The sequence below is a fragment of the Pseudomonas sp. SWRI99 genome (genome assembly GCF_014270125.1).
GTDB classification, from domain to species: Bacteria; Pseudomonadota; Gammaproteobacteria; order Pseudomonadales; family Pseudomonadaceae; genus Aquipseudomonas; species Aquipseudomonas hamedanensis.
The window spans coordinates 163,502-179,539 of record NZ_JABWQR010000001.1; the positions used below are offsets into that span (position 1 = coordinate 163,502).

At 60.9% G+C, this 16,038-nt stretch carries 13 protein-coding genes; 2 read left to right on the top strand and 11 right to left on the bottom strand.

All coding sequences use genetic code 11. The features are described from left to right. Positions 1 to 88: 88 nt before the first annotated feature. The 9 genes from hutH (HU743_RS00685) to hutC form a co-directional block, all read right to left on the bottom strand. Positions 89 to 1,621: a histidine ammonia-lyase gene (hutH, locus tag HU743_RS00685; RefSeq protein ID WP_186646146.1), complete on the bottom strand. Its 1,533-nt coding sequence runs from the start codon at positions 1,619 to 1,621 to the stop codon at positions 89 to 91. 129 nt (positions 1,622 to 1,750) lie between these two features. Continuing rightward, positions 1,751 to 3,274: a histidine ammonia-lyase gene (hutH, locus tag HU743_RS00690; RefSeq protein WP_186646148.1), complete on the bottom strand. Its 1,524-nt coding sequence runs from the start codon at positions 3,272 to 3,274 to the stop codon at positions 1,751 to 1,753. 154 nt (positions 3,275 to 3,428) lie between these two features. Beyond that, positions 3,429 to 4,259, bottom strand: a complete 831-nt coding sequence (locus tag HU743_RS00695; RefSeq protein WP_186646150.1) for a glycine betaine/L-proline ABC transporter ATP-binding protein — start codon at positions 4,257 to 4,259, stop codon at positions 3,429 to 3,431. Further along, complete coding sequence (locus tag HU743_RS00700; protein ID WP_186646152.1) at positions 4,256 to 5,107, bottom strand: proline/glycine betaine ABC transporter permease; 852 nt, start codon at positions 5,105 to 5,107, stop codon at positions 4,256 to 4,258. The genes HU743_RS00695 and HU743_RS00700 overlap by 4 nt, the downstream gene beginning before the upstream one ends. Positions 5,108 to 5,177: 70 nt before the next feature. Next, positions 5,178 to 6,146 (bottom strand): ABC transporter substrate-binding protein, encoded by a 969-nt coding sequence (locus tag HU743_RS00705; RefSeq protein ID WP_186552112.1) that lies wholly within the window; start codon positions 6,144 to 6,146, stop codon positions 5,178 to 5,180. A gap of 69 nt (positions 6,147 to 6,215) precedes the next feature. Continuing rightward, complete coding sequence (locus tag HU743_RS00710) at positions 6,216 to 7,688, bottom strand: cytosine permease (RefSeq protein ID WP_186646154.1); 1,473 nt, start codon at positions 7,686 to 7,688, stop codon at positions 6,216 to 6,218. 163 nt (positions 7,689 to 7,851) lie between these two features. Then, positions 7,852 to 9,543 (bottom strand): urocanate hydratase, encoded by a 1,692-nt coding sequence (gene hutU, locus HU743_RS00715; RefSeq protein WP_186552114.1) that lies wholly within the window; start codon positions 9,541 to 9,543, stop codon positions 7,852 to 7,854. A gap of 480 nt (positions 9,544 to 10,023) precedes the next feature. Beyond that, positions 10,024 to 10,596, bottom strand: coding sequence for a HutD family protein (locus HU743_RS00720; protein ID WP_186646156.1), 573 nt, complete (start codon positions 10,594 to 10,596; stop codon positions 10,024 to 10,026). Next, complete coding sequence (gene hutC, locus HU743_RS00725; protein ID WP_163013658.1) at positions 10,593 to 11,303, bottom strand: histidine utilization repressor; 711 nt, start codon at positions 11,301 to 11,303, stop codon at positions 10,593 to 10,595. Before hutC ends, HU743_RS00720 begins: the two co-directional genes overlap by 4 nt. A gap of 146 nt (positions 11,304 to 11,449) precedes the next feature. Here hutC and HU743_RS00730 point away from each other — a divergent pair, with 146 nt between their 5' ends. Next, entirely contained in the window at positions 11,450 to 12,814 is a 1,365-nt protein-coding gene (locus tag HU743_RS00730) for a formimidoylglutamate deiminase (RefSeq protein ID WP_186646158.1), read from the top strand. Positions 12,815 to 12,962: 148 nt separating this feature from the next. Here the strand turns inward: HU743_RS00730 and HU743_RS00735 are convergent, their stop codons facing one another. Next, positions 12,963 to 13,532 (bottom strand): lipocalin family protein, encoded by a 570-nt coding sequence (locus HU743_RS00735; protein ID WP_186646159.1) that lies wholly within the window; start codon positions 13,530 to 13,532, stop codon positions 12,963 to 12,965. A 30-nt stretch (positions 13,533 to 13,562) separates the two neighbouring features. Further along, positions 13,563 to 13,817, bottom strand: coding sequence for a hypothetical protein (locus HU743_RS00740; RefSeq protein WP_186552118.1), 255 nt, complete (start codon positions 13,815 to 13,817; stop codon positions 13,563 to 13,565). A 281-nt stretch (positions 13,818 to 14,098) separates the two neighbouring features. Here HU743_RS00740 and HU743_RS00745 point away from each other — a divergent pair, with 281 nt between their 5' ends. Further along, positions 14,099 to 15,991, top strand: coding sequence for a methyl-accepting chemotaxis protein (locus tag HU743_RS00745; RefSeq protein WP_202883914.1), 1,893 nt, complete (start codon positions 14,099 to 14,101; stop codon positions 15,989 to 15,991). Positions 15,992 to 16,038 lie beyond the last annotated feature (47 nt).

Sequence of the window (16,038 nt, forward strand, 5' to 3'; positions counted from 1 at the left end):
TCTTGTTCAAAATCGTTTCGCGAGCAGGCTCGATCCCACAGGGAAACGCATTCCAACTGTGGGAGCGAGCCTGCTCGCGAATAGTCCCTTACAGGCTCGGCAAAAGCTTCGCCGGAACCAGCTCAGTCAAACACCGCGAAGCCAGCAACTCGGTCGCCGCATTGATGTCCGGGGCGAAGAACCGGTCCTTCTCGTAAAACGCCACTTCCTTGCGCAAGATCGCCCGCGCCTGTTCCAGTTTCGGCGAGGTCTCCAGGCCGTTGCGCAGATCCAGGCCCTGCACCGCCGCCAGCCATTCCACCGCAAGAATCCCGCGGGTGTTTTCAGCCATTTCCCACAGACGCTTGCCCGCCGCCGGGGCCATCGACACGTGGTCTTCCTGGTTGGCCGAGGTCGGCAGGCTGTCGACCGAATGCGGATGGGACAGCGCCTTGTTCTCGCTGGCCAGCGCCGCCGCCGTCACTTGGGCAATCATGAAACCGGAGTTCACACCGCCATTGGCAACGAGGAACGGCGGCAGTTGCGACATGTGTTTGTCCATCATCAGCGATATCCGGCGTTCGCTCAGCGAGCCGATTTCGGCGATGGCCAGGGCCATGTTGTCAGCGGCCATCGCCACCGGTTCTGCGTGGAAGTTGCCGCCGGAAATCACATCGCCCTCGGCGGCAAACACCAGCGGGTTATCCGACACCGCGTTGGCCTCGATCGCCAGCACTTCAGCAGCCTGACGGAACTGCGTCAGGCACGCGCCCATGACTTGCGGCTGGCAGCGCAGCGAGTACGGGTCCTGAACCTTGTCGCAGTTCTGGTGCGAGGCGGACACTTCGCTGCGCTCACCGAGCAGATCGCGATAAGCCGCAGCGGCGTCGATCTGGCCCTTCTGACCACGGGCGGCGTGAATGCGCGCATCGAACGGCGAGCGCGAACCCAGCACGGCTTCAACGGTGAGACTGCCGAGCGCCAGTGCACCGGCAAACAGGTCCTCACCTTCAAACAATCCCCGCAGCGCAAATGCTGTAGAAACCTGAGTGCCGTTAAGCAGCGCCAGGCCTTCCTTCGCTGCCAACGTCAACGGCGTCAGGCCAGCGATTTTCAGCGCCTCGGTCGCTTCCATCCACTCGCCCTTGTAGCGCGCCTTGCCCTCGCCCAGCAGCACCAGCGACATGTGCGCCAATGGCGCGAGATCGCCCGATGCACCCACCGAACCTTTCAGTGGAATGTGCGGGTAAACCTCGGCATTGATCAGCGCGATCAGTGCGTCGATCACCAGACGGCGAATCCCGGAGAACCCACGGCTGAGACTGTTGACCTTGAGCACCATGATCAGCCGCACCAGCTCATCGCTGATCGGCTGGCCGACACCGGCTGCGTGCGACAGCACCAGCGAGCGCTGGAGGTTTTCCAGGTCTTCACTGGCGATGCGCGTCGAGGCCAGCAGGCCGAAACCGGTGTTGATGCCGTAGGCAGTGCGGTTCTCGGCAAGGATCTGCTCGACGCAGGCGACGCTGGCTTCGATCTGCGCGCTGGCGCTGTTGTCGAGGGTCAACGTGACCGGGTTCTGGTAGACGTCACGCAGTTGGGCCAGGCTCAGTTGGCCGGGGATCAGGTTCAGCGCAGTCATTAATGTGCTCCTTTTGTGAGTTCGTCTCTTGAATAAAGAGAAACTGCCAGTCGCTCCGGAGCATTCCGTTATCCGTCGCCTCTCGTCTTTTGAACGATCCGCGCCTTGGCACGCTGGCAGGGGTAGTTGTCAGTGCAAATTCGGTAAAACGCTGTGCAGCACATTCGGCGCTTTCAACACGCTCGCCGCAGCGGCGATGTCCGGCGCCAGCCAGCGATCCTGATCGTAGGCCGGCACCGTTTCGCGCAGCAGGCGCCAAGCGACATCGGTGCCAGCGCCGAAGCGTTGTTCCTTGAGAAATTCCAGCGCCTGCGCCGCCAGCAGGTATTCGATGGCGAGGATCTGCGTGCAGTTTTCCAGCGCACGGTGCAGCTTCAGCGCGGCGTTGGTGCCCATGCTCAGGTGGTCTTCCTGCAGGCCCGAGGTGATGTAATTGTCGAGGACCGCCGGTTGCGCCAATTGACGGTTTTCCGCGCATAGCGACGCCGCGACGTATTGCACGATCATCATCCCGGAGTTGACTCCCGGATTGGCCACCAGAAACGCCGGCAGTCCGCTGACGTGCGGGTTGACCAGGCGATCGAGGCGGCGCTCGGCAATCGAGCCGATTTCGGCCATGGCAATCGCCAGCAGGTCCGCCGCCATCGCCACCGACTGCCCGTGCGGGTTGGCTTGCGACATGACCCGAAAGTTGTCCGGCGTGCCGAGCAGCAACGGGTTGTCGGTGCAGCCGTTGAGTTCGGTTTCGACCTGTTTGATCGCATGTTCCAGTTGATCTCGCGCGGCGCCGTGCACCTGCGGGATCGAACGAATGCTCAACGCATCCTGGGTGCGAATGCCCTTGCTCGAAGCGATCACTTCGCTGCCCTCAAGCAGCGCACGCAAATTGGCGCCGACCTGCTGCATGCCCGGATGCGCTTTCAGCGCGATGATCTCGGCATCGAACGCATCGATCTGACCACGCTGGGCTTCGAAGCTCATCGCACCGATGACATCGGCCCATTGCAGCAGGCGTGTCGCATCGGCGATGGCCAGGCAGCTGAGGCCGGTCATGCACGGCGTGCCGTTGACCAGGCACAAACCATCCTTCGCGCCGAGCGGCACAGGTTGCAGGCCCTCCTCGGCCAGCGCCTGTTGCGCCGGCACGATCTGCCCGCGATAGCTGACATTGCCGACGCCGAGCAGCGCTATGCCGATGTGCGCCATGTGGGTCAGATAACCCACCGAACCCTGCGACGGTACCTGCGGGGTGATGCCGCGATTGAGCAGCGCCAGCAGTCCTTCAACGACTCGCCGATGCAGGCCGGATTTGCCGTGGCTGTAGTTGTGAATGGCGGCGCAGATGATCGCGCGGGTTTGCTCGTTGCTGAGGACCGGGCCGACACCGCAGGCATGGCTGAGCAGAGTGTTGCGCGAGAGCTGGCTGAGTTGTTCATCTTGCAGGGAGACGTTAGACAAACCGCCCAGGCCGGTGTTGACACCGTAGGCGCGCTCACCGCTGGCGACAATGCGCTGGACGATGCCTTGGGCGTTTTCGATACGCGTCCAAGTCTCGCTGGACAGCTCCAGCCGCGCGCCATGACGGGCGACAGCGACCACGTCCTGCCAACGCAGGTGGGCACCGGTGATCACGTTTTTTTCAGCCTGGGACATCTGAAGCCTCATACCGATTCTGTTGATACATGAAACCTGTGGCGAGGGAGCTTGCTCCCGCTGGACTGCGAAGCAGGCCCAAAACTTGCGACCGCTGCGCGCTCGAGCGGGAGCAAGCTCCCTCGCCACAAAAGCGGTCTCTCCACAAATCCGCTTACACCACCGCCGCCCGCCGCTGCACAAACCGGTCGACATACTCGTCCGCTGGCGAATGCAGGATCTCTCTCGGCGTACCGACCTGAATCAATCGGCCATCCTTGAGAATCGCAATGCGATTGCCGATGCGCACGGCTTCGTCGAGGTCGTGGGTGATGAAGACGATGGTCTTGTGCAGGGTCTTTTGCAGCTCCAGCAACTGGTCCTGCATCTCGGCGCGGATCAACGGATCCAGCGCACTGAACGCTTCGTCCATCAGGATGATGTCGGTGTCCGCCGCCAATGCCCGGGCGAGGCCGACACGCTGACGCATGCCGCCAGAGAGCTGGTGCGGGTATTTGTTTTCGTAACCTTTGAGGCCCACGGTGTTGATCCAGTGCAGCGCGCGTTCGGCGCACATCTGCTTGCTCTCGCCGCGCACTTTCAGGCCGTAGGCGACGTTGTCGAGCACGCTCTTGTGCGGCAGCAGGCCAAAGCTCTGGAACACCATGCTGATCTTGTGCCGGCGAAATTCGCGCAGGGCGTCCATGTCGTATTGCAGGATGTCCACGCCGTCGACGAGAATCGCCCCGCTGGTCGGGTCGATCAGGCGATTGAAGTGGCGCACCAAGGTGGATTTGCCCGAGCCGGACAGGCCCATGATCACGAAGATCTCGCCGGTGCCGATGCTCAGCGACAGGTCGTTGACCCCGACCACGCAACCGGTTTCGTTCAGCACCTGATCCTTGGTCTTGCCCTGACCGACCATGGCCAGCGCATCCTTGGCGCGGTTGCCGAAAATCTTGAAGACGTTTTTGACTTCGATCTTGCTCACGGTTGCGTTAATCATTTGCTCACCTCGTGCTGTGGCCGACCGTACGCCTGGGTAATGCGGTCGATGACCACTGCGAGAATCACGATCGCCAGACCGGCCTCAAGACCACGTCCGACGTTGAGGGTCTGAATCCCCACCAGCACATCTTCGCCCAGGCCACGGGCACCGATCATCGAGGCGATCACCACCATCGACAGGGCCATCATGGTGGTCTGGTTGATCCCGGCCATGATGCTCGGCAGGGCCAGCGGCAGTTGCACACCGAACAGCTGCTGCCAGCGGTTGGCGCCAAAAGCGTTGATCGCCTCCATCACTTCACCGTCGACCTGGCGAATACCGAGGTCGGTCAGGCGAATCAGCGGCGGCGCGGCGTAGATCACGGTGGCGAAAATCGCCGGGACCTTGCCCAGGCCGAACAGCATCAGCACCGGAATCAGGTACACGAAACTGGGCATGGTCTGCATGATATCGAGCAGCGGCATCAACACCGAACGCAGGCGATTGCTGCGTGCCGAGAGAATCCCCAGCGGAATACCGATCAGCACTGAGATGAGCGTCGCCACCATCATCAGCGCCAGGGTCTGCATGAGCTTGTCCCACAGGCCGACCGCGCCGACGAGGAACAACAGACCGACGATGACGGCCGTCGTTACCACTTTGCGCGTGGCGTGCCAGGCGACGACACCGACGATCGCCAGCATCAGCCACCACGGCGCCGCGCGCAGCAGACCTTCGAGGTTGACGATGGCCCAGAGCAGGGTGTCGGAGATGTGGCGGAACACATCGCCGTAGTTGGTGACCAGCGAATCGACCCAACCGTTGACCCAGTCGGCGATGGAAAAGGTAAAGCTTTCGGGAAACATAAGAGACTCTCAATCAAGGGGTTGCGATCAAGCGTCCGGCTGCCGGTGGCGGCAGCCGGAATGGCTCGACCTACAAGGCCGCGTCGATCTTTTTGGCTGCGTCTTCGCTCACCCATGCGTGCCAGACTTCAGGATGTTCCTTGAGAAAGATTTTCGCCAGTTTTGGCGACTCGATGCGCTCCTTGGCCATGCGCCCCAGGTTCTGGTTGAGCAGGTCGATCGGCAGGTTGACCTTTTCCAGCACGGCGACCAGTTCCGGCGCTTCGTCATGGAAGGTTTTCGACAGGCCGACCTTGATGCTCACGGTCTTGTCGACGCCGGGTTTTTCCTCAAGCTTGACCAGATCCACCTGCCCCATCAGCGGGGTTGGCGACCAGTAATAAAACAGGATCGGCTCGCCACGCTTGTAGCTCGACAGCACGGCTGCATCCAGCGCAGGTCCGGTGCCCGGACGGAAGTTGGTGTAGCTGTTTTCCAGGCCATAGCTTTTCAGCATTTCGCTGTTGTCGAGTTCGCAGGTCCAGCCGGCCGGGCAATTGTAGAAACGGCCCTTGGACGGCTCTTCGGCGTCCTTGAACACGGCGGCGTATTTGCCCAGGTCAGCGATGTTTTTCAGCTCCGGCGCTTTCGGTTCCAGCTTGCGCCTGGCGTCGCCTTCGATCACGTAGCGCGGCACATACCAGCCTTCGATTGCACCCACCACCGGCGCGCCGACACCGACGACCTTGCCGGCCTTCTCGGCCTTGTTCCAGACCTCGCTGCGGCCGACCCACTCTTCGGCGAACACTTGAATGTCGTTGCTGCTCAGGGCGTTTTCCATGGTGATGGAGTTGCCCGGCAGGCTGTCGGTCTTGCAGCCGTAGCCTTTTTCCAGCACCACTTGCATGACGTCGGTCAGCAGCATGCCGCTTTCCCAGTTCAGGCCGGCGAATTTCACCGGTTTGCCCGATTCGCACCAGCCGGCAGCCTGGGTCGCGCCGGCACTGGCCAACAGGCCCATGGACAGCAATGTGGTCAGCAGGGTCTTGTTCGATTTCATTGTTGTGACGCTCCTAATCATGAATGGGCTTACGGCAGTCAAGAGGCATCCAGCCTGTCCACGTCCAATTCAGGCCTGCGCCGCAGCGCGACCGGCCCCGCTTGTTTTAGGTTGTACAACGCTGTTCTGCTCGACCGGCAGAATCAGGTGATCGGGCACTGCGCTGTGCCATTTTTTTGCGCAGACGTAATAGACGGCGGCGGGCAGCACCAGACCGATGATCCAGGAAATGTCCACGTCACCGAGGGCAGCCACCAGCGGCCCGGTATAGAACTTGGTCGAGATGAACGGCAGCTGCACCAGCACGCCGAACACATAGACGCCGATACCCAGCAGGTTCCAGCGGCCGTAGCGACCGTTCGGATCGGCCAGCGCCGGCACGTCATAGCGCTCGCGGGTAATGCAGTAGTAGTCCACCAGGTTGATCGCGCTCCACGGCGTGAAAAACGCGAGCAGGAACAGGATGAAAGACTTGAACGCACCAAGGAACGAATGCTGGCCGAGCAAGGCAATCAAGGTTGCCGCGCCGACGATAAACAGCACGAACACCAGCCGCTGCAAACGCGTGACCTGCAAGTGGCCGCGAAAACCACTGATGATGGTCGCGATGCACATGAAGCTGCCGTAGGAGTTCAGCGTCGAAATGGTGACCTTGCCGAACGCGATGCTGAAATACAGCAGCGCAGCGGTGGCGCCGGTGCCGCCCAAACCGACGATGTAGGCCACTTCATGTCCGGCGAATTGACCGTTGGCCGAGGCCGCGGCAAAGACCCCGAGAATCATCGCAACCTGAGCGCCCACCACCGAACCTGCACCGGCGGCAAAGAAGGTTTTGACCGCCGACGTATTGCTCGGCAGGTAACGGGAGTAGTCAGCGACGTAAGGCCCAAAAGCAATCTGCCAAGAGGCGGCGAGCGATACCGCGAGGAGGAAACTGCTCCAGCTGAAGTGGCGAATTTGCAGCAGTGCGCCAACGTCGGTCTGGCTCATCAGCCGCCAGAACAGGAACACGAAGGCGATCACGCCAATGACACTGGCGACGCGGCCGATCCAGTGGATCACGCGATAACCGAGCACCGTCACCAGCACGATCACGCTGGCAAAAATCAGGATGCCAACGCTGTCGCTGACGTTGAACAACTGACCCAGCGCCTGCCCGGACAGCACCGTACCGGTGGCGGTGAAGCCCAGGTACATCAGGCACACCAGCACGATGGGAATCGCCGCGCCGTAAACGCCGAACTGCACACGACTGGAAATCATCTGCGGCAAGCCCAGTTTCGGACCTTGCGCCGCATGCAGCGCCATCACGCCACCGCCGAGCAGTTGCCCGATCAGCAGACCGATCAACGACCAGAACACATCGCCGCCCAGCACCACGGCCAGGGCCCCGGTGACAATCGCGGTGATCTGCAGGTTGGCGCCCATCCACAGGGTGAACTGGCTGAACAGACGACCGTGTCTTTCCGCTTCCGGGATGTAATCGATCGAACGCCTTTCGATCAACGGTTTGCTGCCTGCACGTTCGTGGTTAACCGCCATGATTCAACCTCTGTGGATTGTTATTCGGGTTCACTGAGCTTCGGTGGAGCTGCTTTTCTGTGGGAGCGAGCTTGCTCGCGAAGAGGCCAGCACATTCAACATCTTTGCTGGCTGAAAGATTGCTTTCGCGAGCAAGCTCGCTCCCACATAAAGCAAAAGCGTGTTACTTGCTGCCGGTAATCATCGGCAGATTCAGCCCCTGCTCTTTCGCGCAGTCGATTGCGATCTGGTAGCCGGCATCGGCATGACGCATGACCCCGGTAGCCGGGTCGTTATGCAACACGCGCGCGATGCGCTCGGCCGCTTCATCGGTACCGTCGCAGACGATCACCATCCCCGAATGCTGCGAGAAGCCCATGCCGACACCGCCGCCGTGGTGCAGGGACACCCAGGTCGCACCGCTCGCGGTGTTGAGCAGCGCATTGAGCAATGGCCAGTCGGACACGGCGTCGGAGCCGTCCTGCATCGATTCGGTTTCGCGGTTGGGACTTGCGACCGAGCCGGAATCGAGGTGGTCGCGACCGATCACGATCGGCGCCGACAACTCGCCGCTGCGGACCATTTCGTTGAAGGCCAGACCCAGCTTGGCGCGCAAGCCCAGACCGACCCAGCAGATACGCGCCGGCAGACCCTGGAAGCTGATGCGCTCGCGGGCCATGTCCAGCCAGTTGTGCAAATGCGCGTCGTCGGGGATTAGCTCTTTGACCTTGGCGTCGGTTTTGTAGATGTCTTGCGGATCACCCGACAACGCCGCCCAACGGAACGGGCCGATGCCACGGCAGAACAGCGGACGGATGTAGGCCGGCACGAAGCCTGGGAAATCAAAGGCGTTTTCGACGCCCTCTTCCTGAGCCATCTGACGAATGTTGTTGCCGTAATCGAAGGTCGGGATGCCTTGCTTCTGGAATTCCAGCATGGCTTTGACGTGCACGGCCATCGACTGCTTGGCAGCCTTGATCACCGCGGCCGGTTCGGTCTTGGCGCGGGCGCGGTATTCGTCCCAGCTCCAGCCGGCCGGCAAGTAACCGTTGAGCGGGTCGTGGGCGCTGGTCTGGTCGGTGACCATGTCCGGACGCACGCCGCGCTTGACCAGCTCCGGGAGGATTTCCGCTGCGTTGCCGAGCAGGGCAATCGAGATGGCTTTGCCTTCTTTGGTGTATTTGTCGATGCGCGCCAGGGCGTCGTCGAGGTCTTTGGCTTGCTCATCGACGTAACGGCTTTTCAGGCGGAAATCGATGCTGACCTGCTGGCATTCGATGTTCAGCGAGCAGGCGCCGGCCAGGGTGGCGGCCAACGGTTGTGCGCCGCCCATGCCACCGAGGCCTGCTGTCAGCACCCAGCGACCTTTAAGGTCAGCGTTGTAATGCTGGCGACCGGCTTCGACGAAGGTTTCGTAGGTGCCCTGGACGATGCCTTGGCTGCCGATGTAGATCCAGCTGCCGGCGGTCATCTGGCCGTACATGGCCAGGCCTTTGGCGTCGAGTTCGTTGAAGTGTTCCCAGCTTGCCCAGTGCGGCACCAGGTTGGAGTTGGCAATCAGTACGCGTGGCGCGTTGCTGTGGGTTTTGAACACACCGACCGGCTTGCCCGATTGCACCAGCAGGGTTTCGTCGTCGTTCAGGTTAGTCAGGCTCTCGACGATCTTGTCGTAGCATTCCCAGTTGCGCGCGGCACGACCGATGCCACCGTAGACCACCAGCTCTTTAGGGTTCTCGGCAACTTCCGGGTCGAGGTTGTTCATCAGCATGCGCAGCGGCGCTTCGGTCAGCCAGCTCTTGGCGGTCAGCGTGTTACCGCGTGCAGCACGGATTTCGACGTCGCGATACTTTGTGGTTTTCCGGGTATTGTCAGTCACGAAAAAGACTCCTCAGCGATCAATTCAAACCAACCCTGGCAGTGGGCAGCAGCCTGCGCGCATCAATGCGCGACAAGCGAATCAGTGGACGCTGCGGAGAGTCTCGAGCGACTCATACGCATACGTCTTTACTTGTACATACAAGCATATGCAATCGAGCGGCCAACTTGCTGAAGGGCTGTTCAAGAAAAATTGCGCGCGAGGCTGGAGAACGCCTGGATCAAGGGTTCTGGCGTGAATGAAATTTTCTTAGCGAGTATTTTGGGGAGGTTGGGATTGGCTGCGAGAGCGTGGTATTGCGCCACGCTGGGGCGTTCGGTAACAAGTTGGTGCGCGGTGAGAAACGGGAAGTGTGAACGCGATTGTGGCGAGGGAGCTTGCTCCCGCTGGACTGCGAAGCGGTCCCAAAACCGGTTTTGACCGGAACTGGGAGTCCTTCGGCCTCCAGCGGGAGCAAGCTCCCTCGCCACAGGGGTGTGTTCAGTTTTTGAGGAGTTCGATCACGCAGCATGCGGCGTTGGTGGAGACTTCGACCAGCCCGCTGTTGCCGTCCAGTTGCAGGCAATCCTGCCGACCGAGCTGCGAAACACCGTCGCCAACACGCACGTCCATCAGCTCACTGATACTGAACACCAGTACCGTCCCCGCCGAACTGAAAAACCGTTGCTCGCCATCCAGCCACTGCAACCGCGCGCTGTAACGTTGCGGCGCATAAATCAGATTGAAGTCGCGAATCGCACCGCCGAGCAAGGTGCACGACACCTGGCTTTCGCCACTGAAGGCGAACGGGTCGAGGGGTAACAGTGGACGGGTATCGTCACCGTCGACACACAGGGTCATGCCGTCACCCTGTAACACGGTGATCACTCGCTGGTAGCCGGCGAAGGTCGAAAAACCGCCCGATTCGGCGATGTCGGCAATCGACAGGCGCCAGCCGAAACCGTCCAGGCCAGCACCCGCGTCGCGGCTGATTTCTTCAGTGCTGCCGCCGCCATTTTTCCACGGCATGCGCGGGTAGCCCTCGGCGCGGAGAACCTTCACTTCATATTTCATTTATGGAACCGCCCTTCCAGACGATGACGCGAACCCGGATGGATCAAACGCGCCGCCGTCACCGGCTGGCGCCCCGACCAGGTACGCCGGCGAATCAACAGGCACGGCTCGCCTTTTTCAATTTGCAGCAATTTGCACTCGGACGGTTCGGCGAGGATCGCCTCGACCACATGTTCGCCTTCGGTCAGCGGCGCCACCTGATTCAGATAGGCATAAGGGGTTTGCAGGGTGAAGTCCTGCTTGAGGTATTCCGGGGCGACCAGTGCGTTGACGAAACGGTCTTCGATTTGCACGGGAATGTCGTTTTCGTAATGCACGATCAACGAGTGAAACACTTTCTGTCCTTCGCGCATGTCCAGCGCCAGTGCGCGCTCGGAACCGGCGGCCTCTTCTTCCAGCGTGATGACCTGACAGGTGTGACGGTGGCCGCGCGAGGCGATTTCGTCGGCGATGTTGTGCACTTCGAACAGCGCGGACTGGCTCTTCGGCTCGGCGACAAACGTGCCGACGCCCTGCATGCGTACCAGCAGACCGTCGGCGGTCATTTCGCGCAGGGCACGATTGATGGTCATGCGGCTGAAACCGAGTTGATTGACCAACTCGCTCTCGGATGGCACGCGGTAGTGCGGCGGCCAGTTACCGCTGTCGATCTGCTGGGTGATCATCTGTTTGACGCGGGCGTACAAGGGCGCCGGACTGTCGCCCATGTTCGCGGCCAACGGAGAGACTGGAGGCGGAGTCGGCACGGTTGATCCCTGTTCATTGGATGAAAGTGACTAGCTTGCCGGAGTTTACCGGGCAGGCAAACGTCTGTATATGTATATACAAATAACACACGATGGGGTGCTGAACCATGTCCGCTTTCTTTGCCGAACGCGCGCTGCTGCCTAACGGATGGGCCAACAATGTACGTCTCGAGGTCAGCGCCGAAGGCCTGCTGACCCGCATCCAGGCCGATTCCGCTGCAGACGGCGCCGAACGGTTGAGCGGGCCGTTGCTGCCGGGAATGCCCAATCTGCATTCCCACGCCTTTCAACGGGCAATGGCGGGTCTGGCCGAAGTGGCCGGCAATCCGAACGACAGTTTCTGGACCTGGCGCGATTTGATGTATCGCCTCGTCGGAAAAATCAGCCCCGATCAGCTCGGCGTCATCGCCCGGCAGTTGTACATCGAAATGCTCAAGGCCGGTTACACCTCGGTCGCCGAATTTCACTATGTGCACCACGACAGCAACGGCCAGCCGTACGCCGATCCGGCGGAACTGGCCTTGCGCATCAGCCAGGCCGCCAGTGAAAGCGGCATCGGCCTGACCCTGCTGCCGGTGCTCTACAGCCATTCCGGTTTTGGCGGTCAGCCCCCGAACGACGGCCAGCGCCGTTTCATCAACAGCACGGAAAACTACCTGAACCTGCAATCGCGCCTGCAGCCATTACTGGCACAGCAAAAGGCGCAGTCGCTGGGGCTGTGTTTCCACTCGTTGCGCGCCGTGACACCGCAGCAGATCAGCGAAGTGCTCGCCGCCAGCGACAAACAATGCCCGGTGCATATCCACATCGCCGAACAGCAAAAGGAAGTCGACGACTGCCTGAGCTGGAGCGGTCGTCGTCCGCTGCAATGGCTCTTTGAAAACACCGAAGTCGATCAGCGCTGGTGCCTGGTCCATGCGACCCACGCCAGTCCGGAAGAAGTCACGCTGATGGCCAAGAGTCGCGCCATCGCCGGTCTGTGCCTGACCACCGAAGCGAATCTGGGCGACGGGATTTTCCCGGCAGTGGATTTCCTCGCGCAGGGCGGGCGCATGGGCATTGGCTCCGACAGCCATGTATCGCTCAGTGTGGTAGAGGAACTGCGTTGGCTGGAATACGGCCAGCGCTTGCGCGATCAACGACGCAATCGCTTGTATGGCGCGGATCAGCCAATGGTTGGGCGCACGCTGTACGACGCCGCGCTGGACGGTGGCGCGCAGGCGTTGGGGCAGCCGATCGGGGCACTGGAAGTGGGCAAACGTGCGGACTGGATCGTGCTCGATGGCAACGATCCCTATCTGGCGACGGCCTCGGGTGACGGGATTCTGAATCGCTGGTTATTTGCCGGCGGCGATCGCCAGGTGCGCGATGTGCTGGTCAATGGTCAGTGGGTGGTGCGTGATGGACGGCATGCCGAGGAAGAAGACAGCGCGCGGGCCTTCACCCAGGTCCTGCGCGATCTTTTAGGCTGAAAGCTGATCGTTCCCACGCTGTGCGTGGGAATGCAGCCTGGGACACTCTGCGTCCCAACAGCGGACGCGGAGCGTCCATTGAGGCATTCCCACGCGGAGCGTAGGAACGATCGATGTGGAGCTGCCGAAGGCTGCGATCTTTTTGCTCTTAATTCGAAGTTTTGGCCATCTGCCGATCCGACGCCCGCCAGATCAGTCGCGTGGTGTCGTAGCCCTGCTGACGTGCCTTGCTCAGCAACTCTTCACGGATTACGCCATTGACGGTCGGTGTGCGTGACAACAGCCACATGTACTTGCGGCTCGGGTCGCCGACAATCGCAGTCTTGTAATCGTCGCTGACGTACAGCACCCAGTATTCGCCCTTCGCCACACCGGGAATCAGGCGCGAAAACCAGTTATCGAATTCGACCCAAAGCTTGTCGGTCTTGCCCGGGACTTGTGGATAAGCCGTGCCTTTGGCCTCTTCCCATTGCCAGTCCGGCGTCAGGCAGCGATTGAGCACACCGACATTGCCGTCAGGCTTGAGCGTGTAATGCGCTTCGGACTGTGCGCAATGGCGCTGGAAATACATGGGCAGACGCGCCAGCTCGTACCAGGTCCCTTGGTAACGTTTCAGATTGACGCTGTCGACGGTCTTCGGCGCCAACGGGTCCACGCCGGAAGTGGCGCAGCCGGCCAGTACCAGGCCGGCAAAAAGGATCAGCAATAACCGCTTCATTTTTCTTCTCCGTGGGCGCGAAGCCCCGGTTTACTTCAGGCCTTGGCCGGAAAACATCAACACTTTGTCACCAGCATACTGCACGCTGATAAAGCTTTTCTGGTCGCCCCAGGTGCAGCTGGACATACCGAGCGCGCCCGAGCAATCAGTCGGTTTGCCGAGGAGGGTCTCCACGTCTGACTTGGCCATGCCGGCCGAGAGCTTCGAGTAGTTTTCCTGATTGACCTTGCTGCATGCGGCCAACAGCACGCAAAACGACAGCAGGGCGAGAGATCGCAGCGACATGGTGTAACTCCTGGAACGAGGGGGGATGGCATGGTGCCAACCAGAAGCTTAGAAGAGAAAACCCTCATCTGGTTCCGTGGGCGGACGGCTATTTATTTGCCCGCCCGTCTGGCTTTTTTCGGCAAATCAAAAACTTCGTGACGCTGTCGAGCATTTCGTCGACTTTCGTCGTAGCCGCCTAATCTTTGGCGCGGCGCGGTCGAAATAAGAGCAGCGCACAGCCGCCGGATATGGCAAATTGCCGCGCTTTCTTGACCAGTCCCTTCGCGGTAGTTCATTCAATGACCAGAAACATGAAGTTCAGCCACAAGATTCTGTTGGCTGCCGCCCTTGTGGTGGCTGTTGCGTTCGCCTGTTTCATTTTGTTCAACGACTATCGCCAACGCGAAGCGCTGGGCAGCAGCACCGATTCGACGATGCAGGAACTGGGCAGCCTGACGTCCAGCAACATCCAGACTTGGCTGGACAGCCGCATTCAGTTGCTGCAATCGTTGTCCCAGCAAGTTGCAGTGGACGGCAACGCGCCCGCCAGCCTGAAACGCATCATCGATCTGCCCGCCTACACCGGCAATTTCCAGCTCAGCTATTTTGGCGGCGCGGACGGCGTAATGTTCTCGGTGCCGGCCGGCAACCGTGCGCCGGACTACGATCCGCGCGCCCGCGGCTGGTACAAGGCTGCCAACAGTGCACAACAGACAGTCGTCACCGAACCCTACATCGCCGCCTCCTCGGGAAAACTGGTGATTACGGTCGCCACGCCGGTGCAGCGCCAGGGTCAGATGCTCGGCGTCGCCGGTGCCGACATCGACCTGAGCAGCGTCAGCGCGATCATCAACTCGCTGAATTTCGACGGCCACGGCCATGCGTTCATTGTCAGTGCCGAGGGCAAAATCCTGATCCACCCGGACAGCAAACTGGTGCTCAAGACGCTCGCCGAGGCCTATCCGAACGGTGCGCCGCAAGTCAGCCCGGGCCTCAAGGAAGTCGAATTCGACGGCAAGACCCAACTGGTTTCCTTCACCCGCATCAACGGCGTGCCGTCGGCCGACTGGTACGTGGCACTGGTGCTGGATAAAGACACCGCGTTCTCGATGCTCAGCGAGTTCCGCACGTCGGCACTGATCGCCATGGCCATCGCCGTGCTGATCATCATCGCCCTGCTCAGCCTGTTGATTCGGGTCCTGATGCAACCGCTGCTGACCATGGGCCGTGCCATGCAAGACATCGCTGAAGGTGAAGGCGACCTGACCAAGCGTCTGGTGATTCACGGCAACGATGAATTCGGCGCGCTGGGCACGTCGTTCAACCGCTTCGTCGAGCGCATCCACACCTCGATCCGCGAAGTGTCCTCGGCCACCGGCCAAGTCAACGAAGTCGCCCTGCGCGTCGTCGCTGCTTCGAACTCGTCGATGTACAACTCCGACCAGCAAGCCAGCCGCACCAACAGCGTCGCCGCGGCGATCAATCAGCTCGGCGCCGCCGCTCAGGAAATCGCTCAGAACGCGGCACTCGCCTCGCAGCATTCCAGCGACGCGCGCAGCCTGGCGGTTGACGGTCAGCAGGTGGTGGATAAAACCATCCAGGCCATGCAACAACTGTCGGCGAAGATCAGCGATTCCTGCGGCAACATCGAAACCCTCAACAGCAACACGGTGAACATCGGCCAGATTCTCGAAGTGATCACCAGCATTTCCCAACAGACCAACCTGCTGGCGCTCAACGCCGCGATCGAAGCTGCGCGCGCCGGTGAAGCCGGGCGCGGTTTTGCCGTGGTTGCCGATGAAGTGCGCAATCTGGCGCACCGCACCCAGGATTCGGCGCAGCAAGTGCAGAAGATGATCGAGGAATTGCAGGTCGGCGCCCGTCAGGCCGTAACCATCATGACCGAGAGCCAGCGCGAGAGCGAAAGCAGCGTCGGCATCGCCAACCAGGCGGGTGAGCGTCTGGGCAGCGTGACCCAGCGCATCGGCGAAATCGACGGCATGAACCAGTCGGTAGCCACCGCGACCGAAGAGCAGACCGCAGTGGTCGAGTCGATCAACGTCGATATCAACGAGATCAATACCCTCAATCAGGAAGGTGTGGAGAACTTGCAGGCAACGTTGCGCGCATGTTCGGACCTGGAACAACAGGCGGCGCGTCTGAAGCAGTTGGTCGGCAGCTTCAGGATCTAGGTTGCTGGCACTGGCCTCCTCGCGGGCAAGCCCGCTCCCACAGGGAT